The sequence below is a fragment of the Cupriavidus sp. FW305-3-2-15-C-LB2 genome (assembly GCF_058787575.1).
The window spans coordinates 59,048-72,326 of the sequence record NZ_JBYSZW010000032.1; the positions used below are offsets into that span (position 1 = coordinate 59,048).

Here is a 13,279-nt window from a genome sequence, read left to right on the forward strand (position 1 = left end):
CTGACAGAAATCGGCCGTGAGGGGCATCCCCGGAACCAGGTAATTCGGGCGAATCTCGCCGGCGGGTAGCCGAGCTTACCAAATTGCTACCTTAAGCCCGCTCAGTCCAGCCTTGCAGCAAAGTCAAGCAGTTGCTGTGCCGTCACCGTGGCCCCGCCACATACCACCACGGCAATGCTGGACGCCGCCTGCAGCACCGGGGTGTCGCAATCCAATGCCGCCAAGGCTGCGCCGCATGCCGGCTCAACCAGGACGCGGTGTTCGTCAAGAAGCCTTATCGCTGCCTCCACCGCCTGTTTGTCTGACACAACGACGCTGTGGATCTCGTGACGCTGCGCCCATCGGAGCGCGCCATCACACGGCCGCCTGGCGCCAAGCGACGTCGCCACGCTGGTGATCTGTGCGAGTTCGACCGGCCTGCCTTCGGCAACCGAGCGGGCGTAGCAGTCCGCACCGTCGGTTTCTACCGCGATCACAGGCACGTCGGACCAGCCATTCCGCTGAAGCCCCTCCAGCACGCCGCACAGCAGGCCACCACCGCCCACGGCAAGAACGATGGCGCCTGGCTTCGGCCCGGATGCCGCGATCTCGTCCACCAGCGTGGCGTGCCCCTGCCAGATGAGCGGATCGTCGAACGGGTGCACGAAGGCATCGCGTGGCCCGATCAGGGACAGTGCAAACTCGTGCGCTTCCGCCCATGTGCCTCCGCGCACGATCAACTCCGAGCCCTCCAGGCGGATCAGGTCGCGCGCTCGCGATGGTGTGCTCTCCGGTACCACCACCACCACGGGAACGCCGAGTTCGCGTCCGCAATAGGCTGCCGCAAGCCCGGCATTTCCGCCTGAAGATGCAACGAATCGCTGTACGCCCGCGGCGTGCCGCGCTTCACACAAGGCTCCGACACCCCGAAGCTTGAAAGACCCGGACGGCTGTGCGGCTTCCATCTTTAGCCAGACCGGTTTGCCGAGCCGCCGCGAATTGGGCTGGGACTGTACAAAAGGTGTGCTGATGTGAAGCGTCATGTTTGGTAGCGAAATGTGGAAAGCGAGCCGTCCCCGCAACGCGGGAAGCTGCGCCATCGTAGTCGCAGGAAGCTATGCAAACCAATGTTATTTAGGTAGCCTAGCCATGCTTCATGAGTATGGAAATGAATGGGCGGAAACGGTATGCGGAACATTGAATTGCGGCATCTTCGCTACTTCATCGCGGTAGCGCAGGCCGGCAGCGTGGTGGCGGGCGCCCGTGCCGTCGGCATTGTCCAGCCAGCCCTGTCGCGGCAAATCATCGAACTTGAGGCGGCCATCGGTACGCCACTGCTGGCGCGCAAGGCAAGGGGCGTGCAACTCACCGTGGCGGGCGAGAGCTTCCTGAGGGATGCCACACAACTTCTGGCAAACCTGCAAGCCAGCCGCGATCGCGCCCTGCGTTGCGCCGCCGGGCAGCTCGGCGAGCTGCGCCTTGGTGTGTTGCCGAACTACCTGAGTTCAGCCGTCGTGACGGAGGTGCTCCGGGCCTTCCGGATAGCGTGCCCGGAAGTCAAGGTCCTGGTGGACCCGATGCTGTCGACGGAGCAGATTGCCGCGATCCGGAACAGGCAGGTGGATGGCGGCATCATGGCCTGGCGTCGGCATGAGGCGCCGCATCTGACTGGCATCGTGTTGCTCAGCGACCGCTTCGTATTGGCCATGCCTTCATCGCAGACCGCCCGCCACAAGCAGCCGAAACGACTGGCGGACGTGGCGGATCTGCCCTTCGTCTGGTTCGATCCGGCGCGGTCCTCGTCCCAGCATCGCTTCCTGATGACGCAGTGCGAGCGCGCCGGCTTCTCGCCTCGCGTGGCCCAGGTGGGCAGCGACATCCCGACCGTGCTCGGTCTGGTTTCGGCGGGGATGGGTTGCGCGTTTGTCCCCGCAAGCCTGTCAACCGTCTGTCCGCCGACCGTGCGGCTGGTGCCACTGCCTGAGGTCGCTGACCGCTTCGACGTGGAATTCGCGTTCGACGAGGAGGTAGCGACGCCAGCAGTCAGGCAATTCGTGCAGGCGCTGCAGCAGGTGATCGATGATCGGGCAAGCTGAGCCATTGACTTCGTGGCGGCCCGTGCCGGTCGGTCACATGACGCATTGCGTGGTTCCGGTGTCGGACAGCAAGCGGCACGTCAAAACATGCACTGGAGGGGCGGCGTCTCACATGGAATACCGTCGCCGTCCCCATCCATCTTTACCGCCGGGCAGTTTTTCAGATAGAAGCGCGCTTCCGCGCAGGATGCCATCTGGCTGCAGTGCTGTTTGCCCTCGCAGCGGAATGCCGGTTCCGCCGTGGCTGCCACTGCTGGAGCCTCGATCTGCTGTGGCTCGGCCTGGGCAACGGGATTTGCCAAAGGCGCGTGCGTTTTGTAATAGATGAAGGCGGCCGCGGCGGCCGCAACTACCAGCAAGCCCTTATACATGTTGACCCCTACCCTACTTTTTCTTCTTGGAAATGGAAGGATGCCACAACAGCGTCGTTGGTAAGGCACTTTCCATTCGGAATCCGACAGACTAATCTTGGACTAGGCTGCGGGCAGACGATGGAGGCGGATATGGGCATGGTCTCAATAGAACCCGGCAGCTATCACGTTATACCGCCGCAAAACCCCGGCGAGGTCATCGATCTGATCCGGACGCACGCGATCCAGGTGGTTGACCTCAGGTTCACCGACTTGCCCGGCGTGTGGCAGCACTTCTCGATCACGCTGCCGGAAGTCAACGACGACTTATTCTCTGTCGGCATCGGCTTCGACGGGTCTTCCATTCGCGGGTTCCAGGAAATCCACGAGTCCGACATGCTGGTCAGGCCTGACCCGGCCACGGCGTTCATCGATCCGTATTGCGCAGCACCAACGCTGGCGCTGATCTGCGACGTGCTGGACCCTGTCCTGCACCAGCCGTACTCGCGCGATCCGCGCCATATCGCACGCAAGGCCGAGCTGTACCTCCGGCAAACCGGTCTTGCCACGGTTTGCTACCTTGGCCCCGAACTGGAATTCTTTATTTTCGACTCCATCCGCTTCGGGCAGGACCAGCACTCTGGCTACTACCATGTCGAATCCGCCGAAGGCGAATGGACCTCGGGCCGTGACGAAGGCGCCTATGGCGGGGGCAATCTCGGCTACAAACAGCGCTACAAGGGCGGGTACTTTCCCGTGCCGCCAAGCGACACGCTGCAGGACATCCGCTCCGAAATCGTGCTCGCGCTGATGCAGGCCGGCATCCAGGTCGAAGTGCATCACCATGAGGTCGCCACGGCCGGCCAGAATGAAATCGACATGCGCTTTGCGCCACTGATGCGCATGGCAGACAACGTGATGATGTACAAGTACATCTGCAAGAACGTTGCGCGCCGCCACGGCAAGGTCGCCACCTTCATGCCCAAGCCGCTGTTTGCCGACAACGCGAGCGGCATGCATTGCCACCAGAGCCTCTGGCGCGACGCCGAGAACCTCTTCTATGACAAGAACGGTTGGGCGCAGACGTCCCAGATGTGCCGTTGGTATATAGGCGGCTTGCTCAGCCACGCCCCCGCGCTGATGGCATTCTGCGCACCGAGCACGAACTCCTACAAGCGGCTGGTGCCCGGATACGAGGCGCCTGTCAATCTGGCCATGTCGCAGCGCAACCGGTCCGCCGCGGCCCGGATTCCAATGGTGTCGGATTCCCCGAGCGCCAGGCGCGTTGAATTTCGCTGTCCTGATCCGTCGGCCAATGCCTACCTCGCCTTCTCGGCAATGCTGCTCGCCGGCCTGGACGGCATTGAAAACCAGACGGACCCCGGCGACCCGCTCGACAAGAACATCTATGATCTGCCACCGGAGGAAGCCGCCCGCATCCGGCAGGTACCAGGCTCCCTGGAAGAGTCGCTTTGCGCGCTGGAAGCCGATTCAGCGTTCCTGCGCAAGGGGGATGTCTTCACTGAAGACCTGATCACGACCTGGATTGATTACAAGCGCACGCGCGAGATCGATACATTGAAGGTGCGGCCACACCCGTGGGAATTCCAGCTCTACTTCGACATCTGATGACGGCACTACCGTGTCATCAGCGACTCGCGCTGGCAGAGCCCGCTGCACGCAGATGCTCCAGGAGCGTCCTTGCCTCCGGCAAGAGACCAGCTTCGTCCCTCACGCCCAGCCAGAGAATGCGTGAGGCCCAGGCGTCGGACAGGTAGACGGCATGCAGCCCGGCACCCAGCAGTTCGGGCCGGACCGCGCCATCTGGCAGGACGCCGATGCCCAGGCCGGCCTCGATCATCCGGCAGATCGCATCGAAGCTGCTGACCTGGATCCTCAGCCGCACCACCTTGTCCAGTGCCGATGCGGCGTCGGTCAGGCGCTGCAGCAGCGAGCTGCCCTGGTTGAGGCCGACAAAGTCGTACTCCAGGGTTTCGTCGAAACTCACTTCCGGGCGCCCGGCCAGCGGATGCCCGGCAGGCACCAGGACGACCAAGCGGTCACGCCGATAGACAGACTTCCTGATGTCATAAGCCGGCACGTTGTCGGCGAACACGCCGATATCGGTTTCACCGGACAGCAGCGCTACCACCACGTCCCGGCTCAGGCGCTCCTCCAGGCTGATCCTGATCATCGGCTGCGAGGCCAGGAAGCTTGCCAGGTCGTGCGGAAGGAACTGGATCACGGCTGACGTATTGGCCCAGACCTTGACGTGTCCGCGCACGCCGGTGGCGAAGTCGCTCATCTCGCCCGCCATCTGGTTGACCTTGTCGAGCACCATGCGCGCATGCTGGACCAGCTCATGGCCAGCGGGGGTCAGCTCAAGCCCGCGCCGAACCCGCAGGAACAGCGCGCATCCCACCGTGCGCTCAAGATCCGCGATCCGTTTGCTCAGGGCCGACAGCGTCATGTGTGACTTGTTCGCCGCCTGCGTCAGCCCGCCGCATTGGGCCACCAGCTGGAAGACGCGCAGGGACTGGAGATCGAAATGGGCAGGATTGATCATGGTATTGCACTGGCGACGCGCGCCGACTGGATTGAAAGCCAGGAAAGGCTAGTAAGCCGCTCGCGCCTTGTCAAACGGCGCGCCCGGCTCCCGGCAGCGCAATGCAGGCCTTGATCCGCCTGGGATAGCCGACAAAGTGGCGGGTTGTGCCGGTCGTGGTACTCCCGTACGGCAATATGCACCACCTTTTCCCGTAAGGAAAGGACGGTTGAGAATCCATCGATTACCAGGCAACGGCTTTTGACCCACTATCTCCAGCACACAGCAGGAGCCATGAGATGGAAACAAGCAAGTCAAAGCCCCTTGCCGGCGTACGCGTCCTGGAACTGGGGCAGCTGATCGCGGGGCCGTTTGCCGCGCGCATGCTGGCGGCGTTCGGCGCGGAAGTGATCAAGGTCGAGCCGCCGGGCACGGGCGATCCGCTGCGCAAGTGGCGGCTGTTGCATGAAGGCACCTCGGTCTGGTGGGAGGCACAGTCCCGCGACAAGCAGTCGGTCACGCTGGACCTGCGCACGCCGCAAGGCCAGGAAGTCGTGCGCAAGCTGGCCGCGCAAAGCGACGTGCTGATCGAGAACTTCCGCCCGGGCACGCTGGAAGGCTGGGGCCTGGGCTGGGACAGCCTGCGCGCGGCCAACCCCGGGCTGGTGATGCTGCGCGTGTCCGGCTATGGCCAGACCGGCCCCTATCGCGACCGGCCGGGCTTCGGCGTCATTGGCGAAGCGATGGGCGGCTTGCGCCACCTGAGCGGCGAGCCGGGCCGCACCCCGGTGCGCGTGGGGGTATCGATCGGGGACTCCCTGTCCGCGCTGCACGGTGTGATCGGCATCCTGCTGGCGTTGCGGCACCGGGAGCAGAACGGCGGCCAGGGCCAGGTCGTGGATGTGGCCTTGTACGAGTCGGTGTTCAGCATGATGGAGAGCCTGCTGCCGGAATACTCGGTGTTCGGCGCCGTGCGGCAGGCGGCCGGCAGCAGTCTTCCCGGCATCGCGCCGACCAATGCGTACCGCTGCGCCGACGGCAAGTATGTGCTGATCGCTGGCAATGGCGATGGCATCTTCAGGCGGCTGATGGACATGATCGAGCGCCCCGACCTGCGCGACGACCCTGCGCTGGCCCACAACGACGGCCGGGTCAGCCAGGTCGCGATGCTCGACGCCGCCATTGGCGAATGGGCGGCACAGCGCAGCCTGGAAGCGGCACTCGACGCGCTCAATGGCGCCCGCATCCCCGCGGGCAAGATCTATGACGTCGCCGATATCGCCAGCGATCCGCACTACCGCGCGCGCGACATGATCCTGGACGCGCAATTGCCGGACGGCACCCCCGTCCAGTTGCCCGGCATCGTGCCGAAGCTGAGCGCCACCCCCGGCGCACTGCCCAACCCCGCCCCCGCGCTTGGCCAGCATACCGACGCGGTGCTGGAAGGCCTTGGCATCGGCACGGCGCAGCGCGAGGCATGGCGCATGGCAGGGATTATCTGACCAGGAGACCGGCATGACTGCCAGGAAGGTGTACATACATGAAGTCGCCACGCGAGACGGCTTCCAGAACGAGGCCCGCTTTGTCGAGACCGATGACAAGGTTGCCCTGATCGACGCGCTGAGCGCATGCGGCTACGCCAGGATCGAGGTGACTTCCTTCACCTCGCCCAAGGCGATTCCCGCGCTGCGCGACGCGGAAGCGGTGATGCATCGCATCGCGCGGCGCCCCGGTGTGGTCTACACGGTGCTGGTGCCGAATGTGCGCGGCGCCGAGCGGGCCCTCTCCTGCCAGGTCGACGAGGTCAACCTGGTGATGTCGGTCAGCGAAAGCCACAACCGCACCAACCTGCGCATGTCGCGCGAGCAATCGTTTGCCCAGCTTGCCGACGTCATCCGCGTGGTGAGGGAGACGCCGACCGCGATCAACATCTCGCTGTCGACCGCGATGGGTTGCCCGATGGAAGGCGACGTGCCGCTGGAAAACGTGCTGGGCTGGATGCAGCGCTTCGCCGACCTGGGGGCTCACGGCGTGACGCTGTGCGACACCACTGGCATGGCGTTCCCGTCCCAGGTCGCGAGGCTGTGCCAAGCCGCGCGGCGGCAGTTCCCCGGCCTGGCGCTGACCCTGCATTTCCACAATACCCGGGGCCTGGCGCTGGCCAATACGCTCGCCGCGCTGGACCAGGGCATCGACCGCTTCGACGCTTCGCTGGGCGGCCTCGGTGGCTGCCCGTATGCGCCGGGCGCGACCGGCAATGTCTGCACCGAAGAACTCGTCCATATGCTTGAACTGGACGGCTACGACACCGGCGTCGACCTGGCTGCCATCCTGGATGCCGCCGCGCGCTTGCCTGGCCTGATCGGCCATGACGTCCCAAGCCAGCTGCTGAAGGCCGGCCGCCGCCTCGACCTGCATCCGATGCCTGCCGCCGACGCGATCCCCGAACAACGGGCCTTCCAGCCCTGACACCGACCCGGAAACCATCATGTCCCTGATCGACCATCTTGACCATCTGGTGCTCACCTGTGTTGACCTCGAAGCCACGCGGCACTTCTACACCGAAGTCATGCAGATGCAGCCTGAAACCTTCGGCAACGGTCGCCTGGCCTTCCGCTTCGGCAACCAGAAGATCAATCTCCACCAGCGCGGCGCCGAGTTCGAGCCCAAGGCACACCTGCCCGTTCCCGGCGCACTCGATCTCTGCTTTATCGCTTCCGTCCCGCTCGACGACGTCATCGCCCATCTTCGGCGATGCCAGTGGCCCATTGTCGAAGGACCGGTGGCGCGCACCGGCGCAACGCAGAAGATCCGCTCGGCCTACGTGCGCGATCCGGACCTGAACCTGATCGAGATATCAGAACTGGTCGACTGAAGATCGGCCAACCCGGCAAAACGATGGAGGAGACACCCATGAAACGCATGACGATCGCCGCGGCCGCCCTGGCGGCCCTGGCTGCGGCCGCCCCGGCCCACAGCACCAACGCCTATCCCACCAAGCCGGTCACCCTGGTGGTGCCCAGCGCACCGGCCGGATCCACCGATATCGTTGCCCGCCTGGTCGGCGAACAACTGCAGGCCGCGCTTGGCCAGCCCGTGGTGGTGGACAACAAGCCCGGTGCCAGCGGCAATATCGGCACCGAAGCCGTGGCGCGCGCCGCGCCGGACGGCTATACGCTGCTGCTTCAGTATTCCGGCTACCACGTCGGCAATCCGGCGCTGTTCCCGCAGATCCGCTGGAAGCCGTCCAGCTTCGTCCCGGTGGCGCTGGTCATGCGCGCGCCGCACGTCATCGCCATCAACGGCAAGCTGCCCGCGACATCGATAGCCGAACTGGTTACCTACGGCAAAAGCAATGGCAAGGGCCTGTTCTATGCCTCGTCCGGCAATGGCTCGATCCAGCATATCGCCGGCGAGATGCTGGCGCGGCAGACCAGGGTGCCGATGACGCACGTACCGTACAAGGGCGCCGGGCCCGTGGTCACCGACCTGATCAGCGGGCAGGTCGACATGTTCATCACGACCCCGCCGAGCGTGATCGGGCATGTGCAGGCGGGCAAGATCAAGGCGCTTGCCTATGCCGGACCGAAGCGCCATCCCTCCATGCCCAATGTGCCGACCACCGCGGAGGCTGGGCTGCCAGGGTATGAGGTGGAATCCTGGTTTGCACTGTTTGCACCGGCGAATACACCGCCGGCCATCGTCGAGCGCTTGTCCCAGGAGGTGAAGAAGATCGTGGCCAGCGACACGTACAGGAAGAAGATCGAGGAACAAGGTGCCTTTGCCGCCTACATGGGGCCGCAGGAGCTGGGCAAGTTCGTCGATCAGGAACTGGCGTCCTGGTCGCGTGTGGTCAAGACATCGAATATTCGCGCGGACTAAGTGTCGTCGATGCGTGGAAGGTCTCCCCGGGTGGGGAGACCCGTTTTTTCTATACGCCCAGGCGATTTTCCAGCCGGCTGGCGGCGACATACAGGCGCGCAAGCTGGCACGCAGCATCCTCAAGCAATGCCGCCGCATGCTCCATCGCAAAGCCGATTGATACCGGCCCCTGCTGAATCGAGATGCACCCGTCGAAGGCTTCGGCCAGTCCGGCATCGGGCTCGACGGCGCCTGAGAGCAGCGTCACCGGCACACCGGCCTGGCGCGCCATGCGCGCGATCATGGCAGGACCTTTTCCCATCATGGTCTGCGCATCGGACCGTCCCTCGCCGGTAATGACCCAGTCGAAGGCGCCGAGCCCTGCATCGAGGCCGGCAGCACCCAGCACAAAGGCCGCGCCGGGAACGATCTCGGCGCCGAGCAGGTGCAACGCAAAGCCGATGCCGCCGGCGGCGCCGCTGCCTTGCGCATCGGCAACCTCCAGCCCGACCACGGCGGCGCATCGCGTTGCAAACCGTTCCAGCCGGGCATCCGCAGCGGCCAGGTCTTGCACGCCCTTCTGCGGGCCGAAGACAAAGGTCGCGCCGTTTGGCCCGCAGAGCGGATTGTTGACGTCGGACAGGCCCAGCAGCCGGACCCGGCCAAGCTGCGCAGGCTGCTGATACGTTGCGGCGCAGATCGCGTCCAGCGTATCCAGGGTTGGCCACAATGCGTTGCCCTGCGCATCGGTAAAGCAAAAGCCGGTTTCCGCCAGCAGGCCGGCACCTGCGTCATTGGTGGAAGATCCGCCCAGCCCGATCGCGATGGTATCGACACTGCGCTCAGCGAGCGCGCGGATGACATGGCCGATGCCCCTGGTCGTGCGTTGCCCCGGCGCCAGCAGGGCGTGCGGAAGGCCGACGATTTCAGCCACCTCGACGATCGCGAGCTCGCCAAACTCCTGCGTGCGGACGCGGAAGTACCGCACCGGCCTTGGCACGCCATTGGCATCGGTGGCAACCACCGCTTCCCACACGCCCGCACGCGTGGCCGCCAGGACTTCGGCGGTACCTTCGCCGCCATCGGCGATCGGTGCCACGGTGACATCCGCACCAGGCACCGCGCGCCGGATGCCGGCGCGGATGCGATCCGCCACCTCGGTCGCGCTGAGGCTGCCTTTGAACGAGTCAGGTGCAACCAGCACCTTGAGTCCTGCTGCTTTCATTGTCGGCACCATCCTTCGTCCGGCGGGCACGTCATGCGGCCACCACGTTCCTGGGCGCGCCTTGCGCGAAGGCACAGATATTGTCGATAAGCTGGTCGGCCAGGCCTTGCACGGCCTCGTCGCTGGCCCATGCAACGTGCGGGGTCAGGATGAAGTTCGGCACATCCTTCAACTGATGGAACGGGTGTTCCGCGCCGGGCGGCTCCTGCGTCGCAACGTCGAAGCCGGCTCCGGCCACCTTTCCGGATTGCAGCGCTTCCACCAGCGCCGCTTCATTGACCAGCCCGCCTCGGGCGGTGTTGATCAGCAACGGGCGCCGTTCCATCTTCGAGAACTCCGCGGTGTCGATCAGGTTGCGTGTCTGCGCCACCAGCGGGCAATGCAAGGTGATGATGTCGCTACGGCGCAGCACCTCGTCGAAAGGCGTGTAGAGCGGGCCCATGCCCTCGCGTCCCTTGTGGGCCGCAAACAGCGGCTGCATGCCCAGCGCACTCGCCATCCTGGCCACCGACTGGCCGAGCACGCCGTCGCCGATGATGCCAAGCACCGACCCGTGCAAGTCCTTGATCGGGTAGTCGAAGAAGCAGAAGGATCCGGATTCCTGCCAGCGGCCGCGCCGGACCGCATCGTGGTAGGCGGCCAGGCTTCGCCGCAGCGCGAAGATCAGGGCAAAGGTATGTTCCGGCACCGTATGGACGGCATAGTTGCGGATATTGGAGACGACGATGCCGCGGGCGGCACAGGCTTGCAGGTCGACAACATCGGTGCCGGTCGCCGCAATGGCGATGAGCTTCAGGTTCGGTGCCTGCTCAAGCTGGCGGGCATCCAGCTTCACCTTGTTGGTGATGACCACGTCCGCAGCGGCGATGCGCGCGGCGACGTCCTCGTCAGGCGTTTCCCCGTAGAGTTGGAGCTCATGCGGGAACGGCAGCGCTGGCAGCGTGATCTGCGGCGAGATGGTGGAACGGTCCAGGAATACGATCTTCATTGCCATGACATCCAGGTTGCGGGCCCCCCGCAGCGTGCCGATGTGAGGCACGGCTTGTCACACTGGCGCGTAGGGACGGGCTGCGGTCGAAGGGCGGCAGGCATCTGCCGCGTTATTGCGCCACAGACATGATGAGGGGAGGCAGGCCCAGCTGGAATCGCGGCTTTCTCCATCTTCCTTTCTCAAATGGAAAGGCAATGGCCACGTCACGGCAGCATCGGCCCTGCATGGCGTGGAACATTTCGGCCTGGGCTGACACGAACTACGTGAGGGGCCGCGGAAACGCCGACGCTGCGCGACGGCATCACATTCCCCGGCCATTCGCGGTAGCTATGGCAGGAGGACCCACATGAACACCACTGCAAAACTCATTCCCTCAACCGAGTTGGCGCAACAAAACCCCGTCCGGTTTCCCAATGAAAGCGCGGAGTACCGCAAGGCGCGCAATGCGCTGCTCGCGGAGGAGATCGAGCTGCGGCGCCACATTGAGCGCGTGGCCGAACAGCGCCGCGGCCTGCCCGCGGGCGGCGAGGTGACAAAGCGCTATACCTTCCAGGGCGAACGCGGTCCGGTCACGCTGGCCGAACTGTTCGGCGACAAGGACACCCTGGTCATCTACAGCTATATGTTCGGACCGCAGCGGGAGCAGCCTTGCCCGATGTGCACGTCGGTGATGGCGTCGTGGGATCACAAGGTCCCGGACATCGAGCAGCGCGTGGCGCTGGCGATGATCGCCCGCTCGCCCATCGATCGCCTGGTCGCCGCCAAGAAGGCGCGGGGCTGGACCAAGCTGAAGGTCTATGCGGACGTCGACGGCGATTTCACCCGCGACTATGTCAGCCCCGAAGATGCCGACGCTCCGGGCTACTCGGTGTTTACGCGCCGGGACGGCAAGATCCGCCATTTCTGGAGCAGCGAGATGTATGCCCTCTCGGTCGACCCGGGTCAGGACCCGCGCGGTGCGCCGGACCTGGATCCGCTGTGGACCCTGCTGGACACCACGCCGGAAGGCCGGGGGGCGGATTGGTATCCGAAGCTGGAATACCCCGAGGGGAAATAATCGTCCTCGATGGCAGGGTCAGGCCTCGGGTTGGTGGCAAACCACTTCGATGTTGTGCCCGTCCGGACCAATCACGAACGCCGCATAGTAGTTGGCGTGGTAGTGCGGGCGCAGGCCAGGCGCACCATTGTCTTTGCCACCCGCCTCCAGGGCCGCGCGATAGAAAGCTTCGACTTGCCGGCGATTCTCGGCCGTGAACGCCAGGTGAAGATGCGCCGGCTTTTCCTCGGTCTGGAACAGGCACAATGAAGCCTTGCCCTTTGGGCAAAGCTCGACACCGTACGCCGGCGGCCCCTCCGAGGCAACCGCTACGCCGAGCGGTTCGAGTGCCTTGAGGAAGAACGCCTTGCTCGCTGCATAGTCGCTGACTCCGAATTTGACGTGGTCAAACATGGGTTCTCCTGAAGTGTGTGGGCCCTGCGCGCGGCCCGACTCCAGAGTTTGACGATGAACCAAAAAAAATGCCAGCCATCCCGGATGGCCGGCACCAAGCTCACAGCAGTTGGAGACTGAGACCCCGCCGCGCGTCGCCGCCGCCGGACCGCGCGCGCTCGGGGCAAGCCTCAATCTGCCTGACCTCGACAACATCGCCTTCGTCCACCCGGACTCGTCCGTTCGGGGTATGCGAACCGAAGTCACACGGCTCTAGTGTGTCCCTTCCCAATGACTTTCATGAAGGAGGGGCCGATGGCCAAAGCAGAGAATCTCGTGACGTCGATCCAGGTGGAGATCGACGCACCGGTAGCGCTGGTGTGGGAAGTGCTGACCGACTTTGCGCGCTACGCGGAATGGAATACGTTCTGCCCGGAGCTGGAGACCACCGGCCGGCTCGGCGACATGGTGTACATGCAGGTGCGCATCCCCGGCACCGACCAGGTCATCCCGGTCAACGAGTACCTGGTGGCGTGGGAGCCGGAACGCCTGCTCTCGTGGGAGCAGCGCCCCACCGACGAGAACAAGGATGCAGCCCGGCGCGACCAGTACCTGGAAGCCGTCGGGCCCGGGCGCACCCGCTACTTCACCACTGACCTGTTCCTGGGGCTGAACGCGGAGACCATCATGCGCGAGCACGGTGCCTGGGTGAAGCAGGGCTTCGACCAGGTGGCACGGGACGTCAAGGCGCGCGCGGAAGCGCTGAATGCGCAACGGCAGGCTGGCCTGCGCTGAGCAGTCAT

The 13,279-nt window shown here is 64.7% G+C and carries 14 protein-coding genes; 8 read left to right on the plus strand and 6 right to left on the minus strand.

The window, feature by feature from the left end:
• Positions 1-101: 101 nt before the first annotated feature.
• Positions 102-1,022 carry a pyridoxal-phosphate dependent enzyme gene (locus AC3WRR_RS21980; RefSeq protein WP_011616705.1) on the minus strand — a complete coding sequence of 307 codons (921 nt, stop codon included), beginning with the start codon at positions 1,020-1,022 and terminating at the stop codon, positions 102-104.
• 144 nt (positions 1,023-1,166) lie between these two features.
• On the opposite strand from AC3WRR_RS21980, the gene AC3WRR_RS21985 reads away from it, so the two are divergent.
• A complete protein-coding gene (locus tag AC3WRR_RS21985) occupies positions 1,167-2,075 on the plus strand; it encodes a LysR substrate-binding domain-containing protein (RefSeq protein WP_011616704.1) in 909 nt (302 codons plus the stop codon).
• An 80-nt stretch (positions 2,076-2,155) separates the two neighbouring features.
• Here the strand turns inward: AC3WRR_RS21985 and AC3WRR_RS21990 are convergent, their stop codons facing one another.
• Entirely contained in the window at positions 2,156-2,446 is a 291-nt protein-coding gene (locus AC3WRR_RS21990) for an excalibur calcium-binding domain-containing protein (RefSeq protein ID WP_081050256.1), read from the minus strand.
• A gap of 132 nt (positions 2,447-2,578) precedes the next feature.
• Here AC3WRR_RS21990 and glnA point away from each other — a divergent pair, with 132 nt between their 5' ends.
• Complete coding sequence (gene glnA / locus AC3WRR_RS21995; RefSeq protein ID WP_439669736.1) at positions 2,579-4,054, plus strand: type I glutamate--ammonia ligase; 1,476 nt, start codon at positions 2,579-2,581, stop codon at positions 4,052-4,054.
• Between the two features lie 19 nt (positions 4,055-4,073).
• Here glnA and AC3WRR_RS22000 read toward each other — a convergent pair whose 3' ends face one another.
• Positions 4,074-4,991: a LysR family transcriptional regulator gene (locus AC3WRR_RS22000; protein WP_492298153.1), complete on the minus strand. Its 918-nt coding sequence runs from the start codon at positions 4,989-4,991 to the stop codon at positions 4,074-4,076.
• 278 nt (positions 4,992-5,269) lie between these two features.
• On the opposite strand from AC3WRR_RS22000, the gene AC3WRR_RS22005 reads away from it, so the two are divergent.
• The 4 genes from AC3WRR_RS22005 to AC3WRR_RS22020 are packed head-to-tail and all read left to right on the plus strand — an operon-like array spanning position 5,270 to position 8,852.
• Entirely contained in the window at positions 5,270-6,472 is a 1,203-nt protein-coding gene (locus AC3WRR_RS22005; protein WP_439672475.1) for a CaiB/BaiF CoA transferase family protein, read from the plus strand.
• 13 nt (positions 6,473-6,485) lie between these two features.
• Positions 6,486-7,439 (plus strand): hydroxymethylglutaryl-CoA lyase, encoded by a 954-nt coding sequence (locus AC3WRR_RS22010; protein WP_010811646.1) that lies wholly within the window; start codon positions 6,486-6,488, stop codon positions 7,437-7,439.
• Positions 7,440-7,458: 19 nt separating this feature from the next.
• Positions 7,459-7,845 carry a VOC family protein gene (locus AC3WRR_RS22015; protein ID WP_492298155.1) on the plus strand — a complete coding sequence of 129 codons (387 nt, stop codon included), beginning with the start codon at positions 7,459-7,461 and terminating at the stop codon, positions 7,843-7,845.
• A gap of 38 nt (positions 7,846-7,883) precedes the next feature.
• Positions 7,884-8,852: a Bug family tripartite tricarboxylate transporter substrate binding protein gene (locus AC3WRR_RS22020; RefSeq protein ID WP_011616701.1), complete on the plus strand. Its 969-nt coding sequence runs from the start codon at positions 7,884-7,886 to the stop codon at positions 8,850-8,852.
• 49 nt (positions 8,853-8,901) lie between these two features.
• Here AC3WRR_RS22020 and AC3WRR_RS22025 read toward each other — a convergent pair whose 3' ends face one another.
• On the minus strand, positions 8,902-10,056 hold the full coding sequence (locus tag AC3WRR_RS22025; protein ID WP_011616700.1) for a glycerate kinase: 1,155 nt from the start codon (positions 10,054-10,056) through the stop codon (positions 8,902-8,904).
• 31 nt (positions 10,057-10,087) lie between these two features.
• Complete coding sequence (locus tag AC3WRR_RS22030; RefSeq protein WP_439669733.1) at positions 10,088-11,044, minus strand: D-2-hydroxyacid dehydrogenase; 957 nt, start codon at positions 11,042-11,044, stop codon at positions 10,088-10,090.
• Positions 11,045-11,393: 349 nt separating this feature from the next.
• On the opposite strand from AC3WRR_RS22030, the gene AC3WRR_RS22035 reads away from it, so the two are divergent.
• The gene (locus tag AC3WRR_RS22035) at positions 11,394-12,104 is read left to right on the plus strand and encodes a DUF899 domain-containing protein (protein WP_010811641.1); all 711 of its coding nucleotides are present in this window, start codon (positions 11,394-11,396) and stop codon (positions 12,102-12,104) included.
• Positions 12,105-12,122: 18 nt separating this feature from the next.
• Here the strand turns inward: AC3WRR_RS22035 and AC3WRR_RS22040 are convergent, their stop codons facing one another.
• Positions 12,123-12,497, minus strand: coding sequence for a VOC family protein (locus AC3WRR_RS22040; RefSeq protein WP_010811640.1), 375 nt, complete (start codon positions 12,495-12,497; stop codon positions 12,123-12,125).
• Between the two features lie 294 nt (positions 12,498-12,791).
• Between AC3WRR_RS22040 and AC3WRR_RS22045 the strand changes: the two genes are divergently transcribed.
• Positions 12,792-13,271 carry an SRPBCC domain-containing protein gene (locus AC3WRR_RS22045; RefSeq protein ID WP_011616698.1) on the plus strand — a complete coding sequence of 160 codons (480 nt, stop codon included), beginning with the start codon at positions 12,792-12,794 and terminating at the stop codon, positions 13,269-13,271.
• Positions 13,272-13,279 lie beyond the last annotated feature (8 nt).